At 41.3% G+C, this 17,015-nt stretch carries 12 protein-coding genes; 1 reads left to right on the forward strand and 11 read right to left on the reverse strand.

Annotated elements, in window-relative coordinates; translation table 11 throughout:
• Nucleotides 1-45 precede the first annotated feature (45 nt).
• The 9 genes from tldD to CWC18_RS20480 form a co-directional block, all read right to left on the reverse strand.
• Complete coding sequence (tldD, locus tag CWC18_RS20440) at nucleotides 46-1,485, reverse strand: metalloprotease TldD (protein WP_138676019.1); 1,440 nt, start codon at nucleotides 1,483-1,485, stop codon at nucleotides 46-48.
• Nucleotides 1,478-2,305, reverse strand: a complete 828-nt coding sequence (locus CWC18_RS20445; RefSeq protein ID WP_138676020.1) for a carbon-nitrogen hydrolase family protein — start codon at nucleotides 2,303-2,305, stop codon at nucleotides 1,478-1,480. The genes tldD and CWC18_RS20445 overlap by 8 nt, the downstream gene beginning before the upstream one ends.
• A gap of 2 nt (nucleotides 2,306-2,307) precedes the next feature.
• On the reverse strand, nucleotides 2,308-6,219 hold the full coding sequence (locus tag CWC18_RS20450; RefSeq protein ID WP_138592991.1) for a YhdP family protein: 3,912 nt from the start codon (nucleotides 6,217-6,219) through the stop codon (nucleotides 2,308-2,310).
• A 15-nt stretch (nucleotides 6,220-6,234) separates the two neighbouring features.
• Nucleotides 6,235-7,707, reverse strand: a complete 1,473-nt coding sequence (gene rng / locus CWC18_RS20455) for a ribonuclease G (RefSeq protein WP_138592992.1) — start codon at nucleotides 7,705-7,707, stop codon at nucleotides 6,235-6,237.
• Nucleotides 7,704-8,276 carry a Maf family protein gene (locus tag CWC18_RS20460; RefSeq protein WP_138592993.1) on the reverse strand — a complete coding sequence of 191 codons (573 nt, stop codon included), beginning with the start codon at nucleotides 8,274-8,276 and terminating at the stop codon, nucleotides 7,704-7,706. Before CWC18_RS20460 ends, rng begins: the two co-directional genes overlap by 4 nt.
• Nucleotides 8,276-8,755, reverse strand: a complete 480-nt coding sequence (gene mreD / locus CWC18_RS20465; protein ID WP_138592994.1) for a rod shape-determining protein MreD — start codon at nucleotides 8,753-8,755, stop codon at nucleotides 8,276-8,278. The genes CWC18_RS20460 and mreD overlap by 1 nt, the downstream gene beginning before the upstream one ends.
• Nucleotides 8,748-9,590 carry a rod shape-determining protein MreC gene (gene mreC, locus CWC18_RS20470; protein WP_138676021.1) on the reverse strand — a complete coding sequence of 281 codons (843 nt, stop codon included), beginning with the start codon at nucleotides 9,588-9,590 and terminating at the stop codon, nucleotides 8,748-8,750. Before mreC ends, mreD begins: the two co-directional genes overlap by 8 nt.
• On the reverse strand, nucleotides 9,590-10,633 hold the full coding sequence (locus tag CWC18_RS20475; protein ID WP_010361344.1) for a rod shape-determining protein: 1,044 nt from the start codon (nucleotides 10,631-10,633) through the stop codon (nucleotides 9,590-9,592). The genes mreC and CWC18_RS20475 overlap by 1 nt, the downstream gene beginning before the upstream one ends.
• 73 nt (nucleotides 10,634-10,706) lie before the next feature.
• Nucleotides 10,707-12,737 carry an SUMF1/EgtB/PvdO family nonheme iron enzyme gene (locus tag CWC18_RS20480; RefSeq protein WP_138592996.1) on the reverse strand — a complete coding sequence of 677 codons (2,031 nt, stop codon included), beginning with the start codon at nucleotides 12,735-12,737 and terminating at the stop codon, nucleotides 10,707-10,709.
• Between the two features lie 214 nt (nucleotides 12,738-12,951).
• On the opposite strand from CWC18_RS20480, the gene CWC18_RS20485 reads away from it, so the two are divergent.
• Nucleotides 12,952-13,860, forward strand: coding sequence for a 1-aminocyclopropane-1-carboxylate deaminase/D-cysteine desulfhydrase (locus CWC18_RS20485; protein WP_138676022.1), 909 nt, complete (start codon nucleotides 12,952-12,954; stop codon nucleotides 13,858-13,860).
• Nucleotides 13,861-13,919: 59 nt separating this feature from the next.
• On the opposite strand, the gene CWC18_RS20490 is transcribed toward CWC18_RS20485, so the two are convergent.
• A complete protein-coding gene (locus tag CWC18_RS20490; RefSeq protein ID WP_138592998.1) occupies nucleotides 13,920-15,560 on the reverse strand; it encodes an EAL domain-containing protein in 1,641 nt (546 codons plus the stop codon).
• Between the two features lie 722 nt (nucleotides 15,561-16,282).
• On the reverse strand, nucleotides 16,283-17,015 hold a 733-nt coding region (locus CWC18_RS20495), incomplete at its 5' end, for a class I SAM-dependent methyltransferase (RefSeq protein WP_138676023.1).

Raw genomic sequence — 17,015 nt, forward strand, 5'->3', positions numbered from 1 at the left:
ATCTGATCGGCATTAAGCATTAGCTGGGTTTTTATGAATACGAACTTAAGCCGTACCACCCACGGTGATTTCATCAATTTTTAAACTCGGTTGCCCGACTCCAACAGGGACACTTTGACCATCTTTGCCACATACACCGACCCCTCTATCGAGCTGAAGATCATTGCCCACCATCGAAATTTTATGCATAACATCAGGTCCATTCCCAATAAGTGTAGCCCCTTTAATAGGCTGAGTGATTTTTCCATCTTCAATAAGGTATGCCTCTGATGCAGAAAAAACAAACTTACCTGAAGTAATATCTACCTGGCCACCGCCAAAGTTTGATGCAAAAATACCCTTTTTAACACTACTGATAATATCCGCTTGAGTATCTTGCCCTGGTAACATGTATGTATTTGTCATTCTTGGCATAGGTAAGTGTGCGTATGACTCACGACGCCCGTTACCAGTAGGGGCAACCCCCATTAAACGGGCATTTAATTTATCTTGCATATAACCTTGTAAAATACCTTTTTCAATCAGTATATTGTAGGCTGCAGGCGTGCCCTCATCATCTACGTTTAGAGACCCTCTTCGGTCAGCCAAAGTACCATCGTCAACGACAGTACAAAGTTCTGATGCAACCTGTTGCCCGACTTTTCCACTAAATGCAGAAGCTTCTTTTCGGTTAAAGTCACCTTCTAAACCATGCCCTACCGCTTCGTGTAATAGCACACCAGGCCACCCAGCGCCCAATACGACAGGCATTGCTCCAGCTGGGGCATCTACTGCTTCTAAATTAACTTTAGCTAAGCGTACTGCTTCTTCTGCATACTCTACCCAACGCGGTTTGCCCGCAACCAATTCTTTAAAGTATCCATAATCTAAACGCGCGCCCCCACCTGCACCGCCTCGTTCGCGTCGACCATTTTTTTCAAGTAACACAGAGCAATTTAGGCGAATTAAAGGGCGAATATCCGTGGAAAAAGTCCCATCACTGGCTGCAATCAGTACTTCTTCATAAACCGCTGAAATAGAGCTTACCACCTGTTGCGCATCAGGTGCTATATCGCGAATATGAGCTTCAATTTCTCGTAATAACGCAACTTTGTCAGCATCCGCCATTTTAGTGATTGGTTGCACTGGCGCGAATTGCTGTTTTGCTGTCACATCACTGAATACTTGCACTTTTTGCGTGTGACCTGACTGAGCAATACTGCGTGCAGCCATCGCAGCTTTGTTTAACGCATCAAAATTGATAGCATCTGAATATGAGAAACCCGTTTTTTCACCCGATAAGGCTCTAACACCAACGCCTCTTTCAATGTTATAGCTGCCATCTTTAACAATACCGTCTTCAAGCACCCACGTTTCGTTGTAGCATGACTGGAAATAGAGATCTGCATAATCCACTTGATGTTGGTGAATATAACTTAGCGTTTGCTCTAGCTGCTCTCGAGTCAATTGACTATCAGCTAATAAATGTTGTTCAACATTATTCATAAAATTCACTCTTAAAACGATTGTGTGCCTGTACTGGCATTTTAGTTCTGATCTGCATAAGTTCTGCCAAATCAATGTCACCTTGGATCGCACCACATATGTCTTTGGCATCCGCAATTACAGTGCCCCATGGTGATAATATTAGGCTATGTCCGAAGGTTTTGCGGCCATTTTCATGTGTACCGACTTGAGCTGCGGCGATCACATAGCACTGCGTCTCTATGGCACGCGCCTGTAATAATGGCCGCCAGTGTGCTGCACCTGTTACCGTAGTAAACGCACTCGGGATCAATAGTAGCTGGGCCCCTTGGTCAACCATTGCCTGATAAAGGCCAGGAAAACGTATATCATAACATACGCTTAATCCTATTTTCCCAAACGGGCTATCAACCACTTCTATACCCGTTCCTGCCGCACAGTGCGTTGACTCTCGATAACCTTGTGTATTGTCATCCACGTCGACGTCGAACAAATGCATTTTATTATATTGCGCGACAATATCACCCACGTCATTAAACAGTAAACTGGCGGCAACATAACGATCATTGTCATAAGGTAACGCAATCGTGCCGGCAGCGAGCCAAATACCGTACTCACGACACAATAATTTAAGCTTTTCTATCCAGTACGTATTTGTCGCACTTAATGTAACTGAGTCTTGGCTTGTATGACAAAATGCTAACCAGGCTTCAGGCAAACAAACCAACGCGGTTTGCTCTAAATTAAGTTGTTGCAACTGCTCCACCAAATATTGGAAATTAACGCTTGGCTCTACGCCAGAGCACATTTGTATAGCAATAACCTTGGACGCTTCACGCATGCTTAAACACCCGCCTCATCCAATGGGCTAGACGCTTTTTTTATTGACCGACTCTGCGCACCTTTAATCAACTCACTCGAAGATAAAGTGTCTTGTTCCTTAGGTGGTGTATTTTGTGCTGCTTGTGGTATTTCAACTTCGCGACTTTTTCTATTAATTTCAGTAACAATAGGCTGTTCCATAGTACCTGTTACTTTAAATTTAATTTCAGAAATCACTCTTGCCGAATGGATCACTTTATCTAACGCTAACGCAGCAAGTCCTGTCACAGGGTTAACCATCCATGCCACAATGACAGGTAAACTCGATGTCACTTGCGGTGCAACCGCTAAATCATAATTAATATCGTAGGTATTTAAATTCGCGTAGCCTTGAATGGTTAAATCTGCTGGAACGCCATCCATTTTAGTGTCTTTCGTGTAAGCAATGCCCTTTTCAAGCTGCACTGACCCTTGCATTTTGTTGTAAAAGAACCCTTTAGAGAATACGTCTCTAAAATCTAGTTTCAGTTTTCTTACCAATGAATCTAAGCTCAACAGTGAAAATACGCGCGCTCCTTGGTCGCTTATTTCAGCTAAATGCCCTTCACCAAGCTCCCAAGTAACTTCCCCAGCAAAACTCTGCATATTTACAGCATACGGTGCACCATTCCATTGTAATTGGTAACCAATACTCGCTTTAGAGTCTTTGATGGTAGATGTTAAATCAAATTCATCAAACAACTCACCAATATCTTTGCTGTTCATGATCCCTTCTACACGTGTCACGCCTGCTTGCCACTGACCCTGTCCGCGTAACACATGCTCTTGTTTATCAACAACGAGTTCGGGGATCACTAACTTTTCCCCATCACCAAACAATGACATGGATACTCTGTCTAATTGATAATTATCAATCTTACAATCTGAGCAATTAAAAGCGATAGCTGGTATTCGCGCCAACCAGCTTAAATCTTCTACAGGTAAGCTAACTTGAGAATCAACTTTTGCACTCTCGCTTTCTTCAAGTTTTGGCAGATTAAGTCGTAAGTAATCTGCTTCGATTGCAATCGGACGACTCGACCCACTAGGCGGTAATACGACTTGCGCGCGTAGCTCTTTTGCATTCAACCGCATCGTCATGCCATCACTACTAGGCCGCAAGCGCATCTCAAGATCATTAAAGTGAATGCCCGACAGGTCAAGGTTACCAATTTGAGTATTAATCGCACTTAACTCGGGAAACAAAGAGACTTGTTCTTTAGCTGTTTTACTTGAATCAATCATTCGCTCAATAAAAGGGATCCAAGATTTCAAATCTAAGTCTGTATGATCAATTGAGACAACAAAGCCATCCTGTGCAAGCCCTTTATCTCGGTTGCCAGAAATCAAATGCGCATTACTCAATTGCACGCTATCATTATCTAAGATGCCATTAAAAAATAATTTCTTATCAATATTAAGCATGATTAAATTTGAAATATCATCACCTTGCACCACCCCTTGCAACGGCCAAGTACTTGAAACAATTTTCTTATAAGGGGCAGAAAAATCGCTTGATAGACCGACTAGATCAGATGAAAACTCAGCCGTATAATTAAATGTTTCGTCGCTAAACACCAAACTCAATGCCGTATTCAATGCTGTTTGCCCCGCTAAATAATCGTCAAGCAAACCATCGGTATAGGGCAGTAATTTATCGGTTTTCGCCATTAATTCGGCATTAATATCAACTTGATAGCTGTGATTGTCTCCGTCCCCTTTGACATCAAACCACACAGGCATACCTAACCAGTTTGCGGTTGCATTAGGTATAGTAATAGCGTCATCTTTAAAATGTAAAAGCGCATCGACTTGAGTCAGCTGTATACCCGGTTTCGATAAATAAACCGGTAAATTACGTAAATGTATATCCCCTTCAGCTAATACATCTAAGTCTCGTAAATCTATCTTAAGTGTAATATTCCCTTCAACTTCCCCTTGTCCCTGAACAATTTGTAATATATTAGAGAGTGGATCATTAAGGGGCGTGGCCGCGAAAAAAGGCGCAAGGGAAGTCGCTTGTGTAATGTGGTTGATTCTTACCAGCAGATCATCAGCAGCATCTAAATTATCAATACTGACGACCACACTGTCTTCTATTTTTTGGTTTATTAAAGTACCCGAATGGGCATAAATATCCATGCGTTCATTTGAGAAATGTAACGTCGTTTCGGCGTTTTTTATCGCAGGCCAACCCGGTGCAAAAGCAAATTCCGCCTCTTCAATTTTTGACAATACATCAAACTGCCCATTACCATTATTAAATGGAAAATCCGTTAACCGACCAGAAAATAAAACTTGCGACTCACGATGTATACCGTCGAGGATCCCTTCATTTAAATATTTTATGAGGCTCGCTTTCATCAGCGTCTGAGGAAAATAATGGCCTGCCACTTTTGCATCGCCCCCAAGTACCTCAACATATAAATCTAACTCGGGTTCATCTGCTAAATTTAAGTGCATCTCTCCAGCAACCGTTAAATCTTCATTGTCAAACCACAAAGAATCACTTACCACTTGCCAATCATTATCTCGCTTAAAGAACTGAAATTCCAAATTCAGTTGATTGTAAGCAAGCGGTCGATCAAACAACCCCGCAGAGTGAAACTGTGTATTCTCAGAAAAAAGTGACACAGCCCCCATATTATTTTGTAGTGTTGCTTCAAGTCTTACATTATCAGCGCCCGGTATCCCCCCGACCTGACGCCATGACAAATCACGTCCCCCTAACCACGCAGATACCGCTTTCTCTGGTCCAATACTCACTCTACCTCGCAGAGCACCTTGTAAGTCATGGACTGCTACTTGTTTTGCGAATTCCATATTGGTTAAAGTACTGAGGTCTGACAATAGGCTTACACTCAATTCGTCGAACCAAACTTGCTGTTGTGCTGCTGAGAATTCACCGCGTAATTGCGTCTGTGAATACGGTATATCATTGTGAGATAGGTGTAATGGAGTCGAAGATAACTCCCAAAACTGTCCCTGCTTTGAAGGCGTGAATAATACCTGCCCAGAAGTCAGTGATATACGCTCACTTTGGCCATTTTCCAACCATTTAATATAACTAGGTAACCAATTTAGGTGAACATTTTCCAGCTTACCATTTTGCATTGAAACCCACGCTTCACCATTGATTTCAGTGTGGATCCCCAGTTTATCTTCATTAAGATCTTGAGTGAGCCAATCAGATACATCCACTTTTGATGCATGTAGGTAAATTTGCCCATTTAAATCACGCAAACGCTCACCTGTGAAAGACAAGCGAGCTGAATAATGGCCCTGAGAAAAACCTGGAATGCTTACTTCGCCAACACCTTGGTGAATTTGCTCGCTATTTTGCCAAGTAATGTCATCTAACAATAGGGAGTGTCGTCTTCCCAAATGCGTGATTAAATTTAATTGGCTTTTTTGAATAGAAAAGTGGCCTGTTGCACCTAAAAATAGGCTTTCAATCAAAGACTGTTGCTCAAAGTTACTATGACTATCTGTTTGTAAACTGCTGAGTTCTTTAAGATTAACATCAGCCACAAAACCTTGTAGTACAAAATAATCAGAACGCAGTTGCCAATTTTTTAGTGATTCAATCACATTTAATTGCAAACTGGTATTGGCAATACTCAACGCAATAGGCGCATTTTTGTTATCTGCAAACGTCAGGTTTTCTAACACCAAGGAAGGTCCGGAGCCTTGCCAACTAGCACTAATAGCGCCAATGGTTAAATCAACGCCAAACTGCTTATTGATCAATGTTTCAATATCGTATTTATAGTCATTGGCATACGGTAAAGCATATTTCAGCACCGACACAAATACCGCCAAAACGACCAGCGCTACAGCAAAAATTTGCCAGACTTTTCTAAAACAAAAAAAGCAGATTTTTTTAGCTTGCATTAATCCTGTGACGCCTTACATCATGACAACATCAAATTGTTCTTGACTGTATAAACTCTCTGTTTGAATATTGACTTGCTTTCCAATGAATAGTTCCAATTCAGCTAAGTTATGATATTCATCGTTAGTGAGTGCTTCACTCACTGCTGCTGATGCATACACCATAAACTTATCCGCATCATAGGCTCGATTCACTCTGACAATCTCACGCAGTATTTCATAGCATACCGTTTCAACCGTTTTTAGCGATCCTCGCCCAGAACACGATGGACAAACACCACATAAAATATGCTCTAAGCTTTCTCGAGTACGCTTTCGCGTCATTTCAACTAAACCCAGTGCTGACAAACCATTGATGTTGGCTTTTGCACGGTCTTTTGACAATGCCGTTTCTAGAGAGTGAAGCACTCTGCGCTTATGATCATCAGATATCATATCGATGAAATCAATAATGATGATCCCACCTAAATTTCTCAGTCTTAATTGACGCGCAATAGCGGATGTAGCTTCAACATTGGTATTAAAAATGGTTTCTTCTAAATTTCTATGCCCAACAAAAGCCCCCGTATTTACATCAACGGTTGTCATTGCTTCAGTCTGATCAATGATCAGGTATCCACCCGATTTCAATTCAACTTTTCGGTGTAGTGCTTTTTGGATCTCACTCTCAACATCGAATAAATCAAAAATCGGTCGCTCGCCAGGGTAATATTCCAGTACCTGAGCAAGTAAAGGGACAAATTCTTCAGTAAACTCTTTTAATTCTTGATAAGTCAGCTTTGAGTCAACACGGATCCGCTCCATATCTTCTCCAACGTAATCACGAAGCGTTCTAAAAGCGAGTGTTAAATCTTCATGTAAAATGCTGGCTTTGCTGGCTTTTTTTCGACGACTAACGATTTTCTGCCACAGTTTTTTCAAAAACTCTGCGTCATGCTGCAACTCTGCTTCGGATGCACCTTCTGCAGCTGTTCTAACAATAAAGCCGCCATTTTCATCGTTATATTGCGACACTATCTTTTTAAGTCTAGCCCGTTCTTCTTCTGTTTCTATTCGCTGACTGACCCCCACATGTGTAGCATCAGGCATGAACACAAGATAACGAGAGGGAATAGTAATATCGGTGGTAAGCCTCGCACCTTTAGTGCCTAGCGGGTCTTTAACAACTTGTACCATAATAAATTGGCCCTGCTTGACCAACTCTCTAATATCTTGTACTTTTTTTACCGGCTGCTCATCAACACCTTCTTCAAACGAAGCACTATTAACAATATCTGATGCGTGCAAAAATGCGGCTTTATCTAAGCCTATATCAACAAAAGCAGCCTGCATACCAGGCAATACTCTACTCACCTTGCCGAAATAAATATTACCCACAATACCTAAATTGCCAATACGCTCTACTTGCACTTCTTGGAGTACACCATTTTCGATTAATGCGACACGACTCTCACTGGGTGTCACATTAATGAGTAGTTCACTGCTCATGCTGTCTCCGCTACAAATTGTTGAATTAATCTATCCGTCTCATATAAAGGTAAGCCGACAACAGCAAAATAGCTACCGGATATATGTGTTACAAATCGGCCACCAAGTCCTTGAATACCATATCCACCGGCCTTATCTAGCGGCTCATTGGTATGCCAATAACTCGTTATTTCTTTATCAGACAGTGTCTTAAAAGTCACATCAGTGCACACAACCGTGCTAAGTACATGCTTCTCGGTTGCCAAAGCGACTGATGTTAACACCTGGTGAGTGCCCCCTGATAAGCGCTTCATCGTCGCCGTAAAGTCATCTATATTTTTCGGTTTACCTAATGCCTGATCATCGATAACAACCACAGTATCGCTACCAAGTACAGGTCTATCTATATAGCCCATCGCAACACCCGATTGGGCTTTTAACCTAGCAAGCCGCTCAACATAGGTGTATACAGGCTCATTAAGCAACTGGCTTTCATCTGCATCTACACTAAACTGTTCAAACTCATAACCAAGCTGTGCCAGTAATTGTTTGCGACGAGCGGACGCTGACGCTAAATAAAGAGGGATCATTAACGTATCCTAAATTGACGCCGATACTTACGCAGTAATAAAAAGATCCATGGCCAACATAATATGCCAGTTACTGCCGGCCACAAATAATGCGGGCTAAAGTAAATATCGAGTAAAAAGTGGTTTAACCAAAATTGCAGCAAATGATAGAGCGTCAAAAATAAACCGATCATGACTGCCTGCTGCCAAATTGAAAAATTTCGTATTTTCTGAAAGTTGCTCACAGTAATGTAAATACACACAGAGTAAGTTAATGAATTTACACCTAAAGGTGAGCCCATAGCTAAATCAATAATTAAACCTGTTATCCAAGCCCAGCCAATATTGACTCGGTGGGGCACTGCCAGTGACCAATACATTAAAACCAATAGAACCCAATCAGGTCTGAATGGTTCTGCAGAAATAGGTAATGGCATCAATGCCATTACTAACGCAAAGAAAATACTTAGCGCCACAAAAAAATAACTGCGTCTAATCATGGCTGAGTGTCTCTTGAGCTGACTTACCTAATATTACTAATAAACGAATTCTGTCTAATTGTGCAATCGGCTCCACATAAACCTTAGCAAAAGGCAGGCCTTCATCTCGGTTAATGTTTGTCACAACCGCCACAGGATAACCTTCTGGAAAAATACCGCCTAAACCCGATGTCACTAAAACATCTCCAATGCGAACATCTAAGCTATGTGGCACATGAGAAAGTTTTAAACGGTTTATTTTACCGATACCTTCAATAACCGTGCGGACGTCATTACGTAAAATGCGGACTGGGGTGGCATGCGTAATATCTGTCATCAATAAAACGCGCGATGTAGTTGTACCCACTTGAGTTAATTGGCCAACAACCCCCATTTCATCGATCACTGCCTGACTTTCTGTCACTCCATCTATTGTACCGCGGTTTATCACAACTTGGTGGCTATAGGGATTTGAATGAACAGACAACACTTGAGCAATCAATCGGGTGTTATTCTGTCTTGCTGACGCCCCTAGTAACGCTCTAAGTTCCTGATTCTCGTTTTTAAGAAATGCTAGTTGTTGTAACTGCTCGCTTTGCAATAACTGCTTTTCTTTGAGGGTATAGTTTTCCTGCCTAAGTTGATCCCGCGTATGTAGACTTTTTGCTCCGATATCAAACATTTCATAGGGCACATTCGCAAAATATAACAGCGGACTGACTAACGTATGTAAGCTAGTTCTAAAGAGTGTACCGCCTTGAGTATAACGATCGCCAAAAATTAAGAGCACACTCAACACAACTGCGACAGTAAGTCGCAGTTGTAATGAAATGGTACGGCCAAACAGTAAATTCATTAGTCGTAACTAAATACATCGCCACCATGCATATCTATCATCTCTAGCGCTTTACCGCCGCCCCTTGCAACACATGTCAATGGATCATCAGCAACAACTACAGGGATCCCTGTTTCTTCCATTAGTAGGCGGTCTAAATCTTTAAGTAATGCACCACCACCAGTCAACACCATACCATGAGCCGAAATATCCGACGCAAGTTCAGGAGGTGACTGCTCTAACGCAACCATCACCGCGCTGACAATGCCCATCAAGGGTTCTTGTAATGCCTCTAAGATTTCATGTGAGTTCAAAGTAAACGAGCGAGGCACACCTTCGGCTAGGTTTCGACCACGCACTTCCAACTCAATCGGTTCATCACTTTTAAAAGCAGATCCAATTTCATGTTTGATATGTTCAGCGGTTGCTTCACCAATTAAGCTGCCAAAATTACGGCGTACATAATTGATAATACCTTCGTCAAACTTATCACCACCAATACGTACTGAAGAGGAATATACAACACCATTTAAAGAGATAATGGCGACTTCGGTGGTTCCCCCACCAATGTCGACTACCATAGAGCCTGTTGCTTCAGAGACTGGTAAACCAGCACCAATTGCCGCAGCCATTGGTTCTTCAATTAAGTACACTTCTCGAGCACCCGCCCCCATTGCTGACTCACGAATGGCACGCTTTTCTACCTGAGTTGCACCACAAGGAACACAGATTAAAACACGAGGACTTGGACGCATAAAATTATTATTGTGCACCTGCTTTATAAAGTGCTGTAACATTTTTTCCGTAACATAAAAGTCTGCGATCACACCATCTTTCATCGGTCTGATCGCTTTAATGTTACCAGGAGTTCGGCCTAGCATTTGTTTGGCCGCGGTTCCTACAGAAGCAACGCTCTTCGGACCTCCAGCTCGTTCTTGGCGTATTGCAACCACTGACGGCTCATTCAACACAATACCTTCTTCTTTTACATATATAAGTGTATTGGCCGTACCAAGATCAATTGATAAGTCGTTAGAAAATAATCCACGTAATTTTTTAAACATGAGGCTGGGTAACCTTACAGAAATACTTTAAGTCAAGTGACGAGTAATGCCGCCACCCATCGTAATTGTTTTATTAACGCTCTCGAACTAAGCGAAAGCCAATATAATTTGCTCTAAAATCTGCTGCGAGTGCTAAACGCGTTGACACACGTGCCAAACTCGGCGCAAAGTTCCATGCACCTCCTCTGACTGTCACATCATCTTGTGACGCTCGCTTTTGAGTCCATTCCCATACATTGCCAACCGTATCGTATAAACCATAGTTGTTAGGTGCAAATTCACCTACTGGCGCAGCACTTTTATTTGAGTATTCGCTACCACACCATCCACAGTTAGCGAGGTTTTTACCAATTTCGTTACCCCATGGATATTCTGAAGTGGTACTTGCGCGTGCAGCATATTCCCATTCTACCTCATTTGGTAAACGAAACTGCTGGCCCTTTTCACCTGATAGCCAATTGGCATAAGCTTTGGCATCTTCATACGACACACATACAACGGGGAAGTTATCTGCTTGATTAAAGCCTGGGTTACTCCATTTATAGTCAAGCTCCCAAACTGGCTCGCCATTTTTATAATAGGCACAGCCTTTGCCTTTTTCAGCTTCGGTTTGATATCCGGTGCTATTAATAAATTGCCTGTATTCTCCAACAGTCACTTCTTTCGACTGCATTGCGTAAGAATTGCTTAGTACTTTTTCAACCACAGGACGTTCATTTGCCAAGCCATTGCCAGTCAAATCCCCCATCTTAAAACTGCCAGCTGGAATAATAACAAGGGCATTATTATGTCGAGAAGGGGCTACAACTGTCGTGTTTTTCTTCGCTATGACTTGTTTTTGCTCACTATTCGGTGTCGGTGCAGCAATCGACTCAGGCTTTTTTAATAACCGAGCATTTATCGTTCGTGCCTTTCGAATATCAATTTGTGCTTTGTAAGGCTGATATCCTAACTTACGTACTTCAATATCATGAATACCTTTCGGTACATTCACTGTCAGTTTTGTTGAGCCGTAGCTCACACCATTAATAAAGACTTCATCATCATATACATTAGAGCGCAAAGTCACGGCAACAGAGTTCACCTTCTGAGTCTGTATTGGTGCAGCTTTAGTCACTCGTGGTGTGTCAATTTCAATAACCGGCTGCTGTTCTACCTTGGCAACTTCCACTTGTCCAATGTTCTCAGAAATATCTTTAAAAGTTAGCTGTGTATCACTGAAGGTAGTTGGGTAACTCGCCTGGTACCCCATAGATAATGGAGTGCCGTATTCTGAGCAAAAGCGGTTATCTAAATTAAGCAAACTACATAAACGGCTATTGTTCATATCGCCGCGCATAGTAACACTGAGATTAACACTGTAATTACCTTGCCCACTAAACGCACTGCCGACTACATGGCTATTCACGACTTGGACTTGGGCACCGGCTATATTTCGTTTTGGTTCAACAATACGCTGTTCCGTTAGATTTGCAAAAACTTGATCAATAAAACGTTTAGTGGCTTTTTGCAATCCTAACTGCTGGCCTCGTTGTTCGCACGCAGCAAGCGTTTCAGTGCGCTTACAATTTATCGTGTGCTCAACTTCTAACGTGCCCTCACGCGTAAATTCATTACGAAGACGCTCCACGCGTGCAGTACTGAGTTGATCTTTTAAACTCTCAAGCGTGTTCACTAAGGTATGCTTCGTAATGCGTATTTGTTCAATATCTTTTCTATGTGATGCAATCGCCGCCAATTGCATAGAAATATCATCTTTATTTTGTTTATGCGTTGATACTGCCTGTTGGTAGCGCGTTTGTGCTGCACTAATATCTATAGAGGGGTCGTCAATTAAGCGTCGATACAGTTCATTCATTGCATCAAGCGCTTGATTCTTTTCCTTATCTAATTCCGAGGAGCGCGTTCGAAGTAGAGTCAATTGTGATTGTAGTCGAGCTTCTTCACTAACGTGCTTATCTAATATTTGCGTATAGTTATCTAACTCAGTTTGCTTTACAGCTAACTCAGATTCAACGGCATTAACCGTGGCTGTATCTTGGGCCAAAACACTGGCAGCCATCAAAGTGGCGGTAACAAAAAAAGACAAAGGAGCAATTCGCATATATTCCATTCCCAAAAGCGGCAATTATTTGGTCGTTGTTATTTTTTATAATTAAGGCTTTATGCTATGTACTTACAAGGTAAAACACAAGCTTTGAGCAATTAATATCTCAGTTTACCCCTATTGACTAGTTAGTTGCCAGTATTCAATTAAGATTTTCAATCTATTCGTCGTATTTGATACACTGATTTCATGCAATGTAAAAGGTACATTTATGCGTTCACTGCAATTTGATTGGCCAGAATCGCCAATGCAACGGATCGACTCGCCCGCGATTAATAAACAAAAACTGACGGTATACGTTAAACGAGATGATCTTTTGCATCCAACCATCAGCGGTAATAAATGGAGAAAGCTAAAATATAACCTTAAAGATATGCACGACAATAACAAAAACGCATTCGTGACTTTTTCAGGCGCCTTTTCAAACCACCTTTACGCATCAAGCATGGCCGCAAAACTGCATAATATTGAGGGTCATGTTATTTTGCGAGGCCCACATATTGATGAGCAAAACCCCACCATAAAAATGGCGCGAGCCTGCCACATGAACTTGCATGTTGTTAATCGTATTACCTATCGCAAACGCAACAACACAAACTATCAAGATGAAATACGCGAACAATTGCCAAACTGCTACTTAATTCCCGAAGGGGGGAGTAACCAAGCGGCTCTAAGCGGTGTTAAAGAACTCGCCCGAAGCTTACCTGAAAGCGATTATATAGTATGTCCAACGGGCAGCGGAGGGACACTTGCAGGACTCATTGACGGAAGTGCCGAAACAAGTCATATTTTGGGGATCGCAGTTTTAAAAAACGCAGAGTATTTAAACCAAGATATTGTGGGGCTTAGCGAAAAAGCGGCGACCCAAAACAACTGGCAAATACTAGAACAATACCATGATGGGGGATATGGTAAATTTACTCCTGAATTGTGGCTGTTTTGTCAAAAAATACGACGTGATTATAACTTACCACTCGAACCCATTTACAGTGGAAAAGCATTTTATGCGCTGTGGCAACTTATAGAGCAAGGTTACTTCCCTGCTCATAGTAACATTACCTTTGTACATACTGGCGGTTTACAAGGACTTGATGGATTAAGATATCGTAAGTTAATTTAATGTCTTTACCTTAGTTTAACTACTTAATCTCAAACGCAGCACACTATAAAGCCAATGAGTTAATAGCCAACTAACTCTATCTGTTGCAGTAACTCAGCAAAATAATACCCCTGAGCGCCCTGCACACCAAGCTGCTGTAAACAATTTAACTCTGCCTGCGTTTCAACTCCCACCGCATAAACAGGGATCCCAATCCGCTCAGCCTGACGCACTATTTGCCTGACACTGCGTTGCTGAGACTGATTTGAGTCAATATGATGCACTAACTCAAACGCTAACTTAATCGCCTCCATAGCAGGAATTGCCCTCAAAGTTTTGCCGGGCAAAACATCAGTGACCTGGTCGAGCAACACGCCCGCACCTAATTTAGCCAGTGCGCTAAATGCGCGTAACAATGCCCTATGATGCTGATAATAATCATAAGCCGACACCTCAAACTGCACTCTGCTAGCCACAGCACAGACTTTAATCTCGTTCACTAACCAACAAACAAACGTATCATCGCACCAATTAACATAATGTAAGTTAATGCTCACTTTCGTTTTATCAGCCTCTTTTTTTAGTACCTTTAGTGTATGTGCTACAACTGTTTTATCTAACGTATTAAGATGGCTTTTGCTGTGAATTTGTGGAATAAATTGCTTAGCTGAAATAAGCCCAAGTTGACTATGCCGCACCCGTAATAATGCCTCACTTTGCTTAATATCTTGTTGTTTAAAGCAAAATAAAGGTTGAAAAAACAGCACAAACTGGCCTTTATTAATGTAAGCAATAAAATCACCTTCACTACTTTGCATCGTTGTGGCATGAGTTTTATTAAGCGGTACCATGTGAACATGTTGCCAAACGTTATTTACAGCCACGGCAAGTGCTGAACGCGCTAATTGATACACTTGAGTTTGATCAGCTCTGGCTTGATAATAACAAGCGCCAATCTTAACCGTCTTACGAGATAGGTCTGGTCGCATCATTATCAGCGCCTGAAAGACAACCTCATGTAACTTTTTCTCGATTCGGCTCACACCACCCCAAGGAACTTGTTCAAAAGTCACCGCAAGTGCCCCCGAGCTTAAATACTTTACCGAACATTTTGCATAATCTGAAAAGTGCTTCGCTAGTATAATCGAAAAGTGTTGCTGGGGGTCTACTTTAGAATCAATAATATAACGCCATTTAACCAATGCAAATACATTAAAGAGGGATTCATCAGGCTTGCGGGGTTCAATAGACGTTGGCAAAGCCACGTTATTCTCGACACAAATTTGCGTACTTCTAGAATACGGTGTTTTAGGTCTCACTCGGTAAATCAGCAACCACCGATAGCAAAACATTAAAAACCCTATAAACAATACATTGAAGAAAACAAAAATTGCAAAGTACTGTTTCACAACTGTTGGATGAGACAATGTTAAACTCAAACCTTCATAAGAGAACACGTCTTGTTCGACTCTACTTGCGGCACTCGTATCACTCGCCGTACTAAAACCATGCATTTGTGCGATTTGGGTGATCTTCTCAGGCGTTCGAGCAGGTTCATCTAGCAGCTGTACCTGCTTGACTATTTCAACGCCTTGCTGATGAGTTTTTAAATGCAATAAATGAACTAATAAAGTGTTCAATATCAGAACGGTTGCCACAGCAAAACCAACAACATACAGCCGCACAATACGTGAGTTTAACTGCTCTAAAAACTGCTTCATCACACCACTTAATGCTGCTTTTTAATAGCCTAAGTGTTGTCTAGAAGTATATAAAACTCAAGGTTCAGGATGATAAAAAAGTTATGTATTGCCCCTAATGACACATAGAAACAAACCCCAGAAAGCAGTAACTTATTATCTTATTTTTATCACTAACAGGTACTTCAGACGTTAATTGATCAAAGAGAATCCCCCGACAATATCAGTGTAGGATCGTAATTTTTACTGAATTATGCTTCGCATCGCACTTTTTAAAATCTCTAAAGCAAAGCAATTAATCATAAGCGTGCAGAGAAGCACTTTTAGAGGCTAACGTGCCAAAGCTATAAACAATCATTATTGTACTGTGATTGAACAAATTCGTTATGCAATGCATCACAAAATCAAATAGCGTGTGGCCATTTGCTCTAGCTGTTACGATCACACTGTTGGGGAGTGAGCGACTCTCTATATCATTTGTGGTGAAGCTAAACAGTCAGCTCTTTGGGTCTATAACAGACAGCTTGATTGCACGTGCAGCCCAGTTGTTATCTATGCTTAACTAGTCGGCTTCAAAGTAGAGAATGTATTTCGACCATTGTCTAGCGTGTATTGGACAGCTTCGATTTTGGCACCACCGTTTGTATCGATTAATTTAACCAGATTTTAAATCTGCGCCAGCAAAGATAAGCTTTGCCGTAACCGTGTAACCAGCCGCACCTCACTATTTGTTAAAATTATCATTAGTTATTGCGAAACCGATATACAAATCTGCTAGTACTACCGTTTAGTACATTCCAAATTTTCTTTGATTTATCATCAGTTGTGTTTCTTAATACGTTAAGTTCACCATCAAATGAAAAGCCTGCTTTTGTCATTTCACTCTTAACAATCTGTGGGTCAATACGGTGTAAAGTATGTCCTGTATCTCTTGGTGCTCCAGATTTAGCCTCATGATCTATAATGCCCACTATTCCATTTGGCTTTAAAAATTTTTTAAATTTAGCTAAAACAGTTGTAACATTTATTTTTTCAGCATTCTCCATCACGTAATAAAAGTCATGATACCCCAAGACCAGAAGTATCGTATCAACACTGTTTTCTTTTAATTCTAAGCAATTAAGTGATATATCGATTCTAGTTGTATTGGATAAACGCTCACCTTCCTTCAAGCGCTCCGACAAATCTTTTCCATAATATTTCAGAAAGTGAGCATCATTATGAATGATAACTTTACCTTTTGGTCCTACAACCCTAGACAATATTTCTGAGTAGTAACCACTACCAGCGAATATATCAAGTACTGTGCTTTCTGGTGAAATATCGAAGAACGTGAGTATTTCTTGAGGCTTTCTATATTCATCTTTAATAAAATCAGTTTTCAGCCTCTGGCTATGAGAAATTGAAGCTTTAATCGTTTCTTCCGATTCAGCCTCTACTTTAAATGTCAAACTAAATAACCTCAGATCTGTATAA

It is taken from the genome of Pseudoalteromonas aurantia, from assembly GCF_005886875.1.
Lineage (GTDB): Bacteria > Pseudomonadota > Gammaproteobacteria > Enterobacterales > Alteromonadaceae > Pseudoalteromonas > Pseudoalteromonas aurantia_A.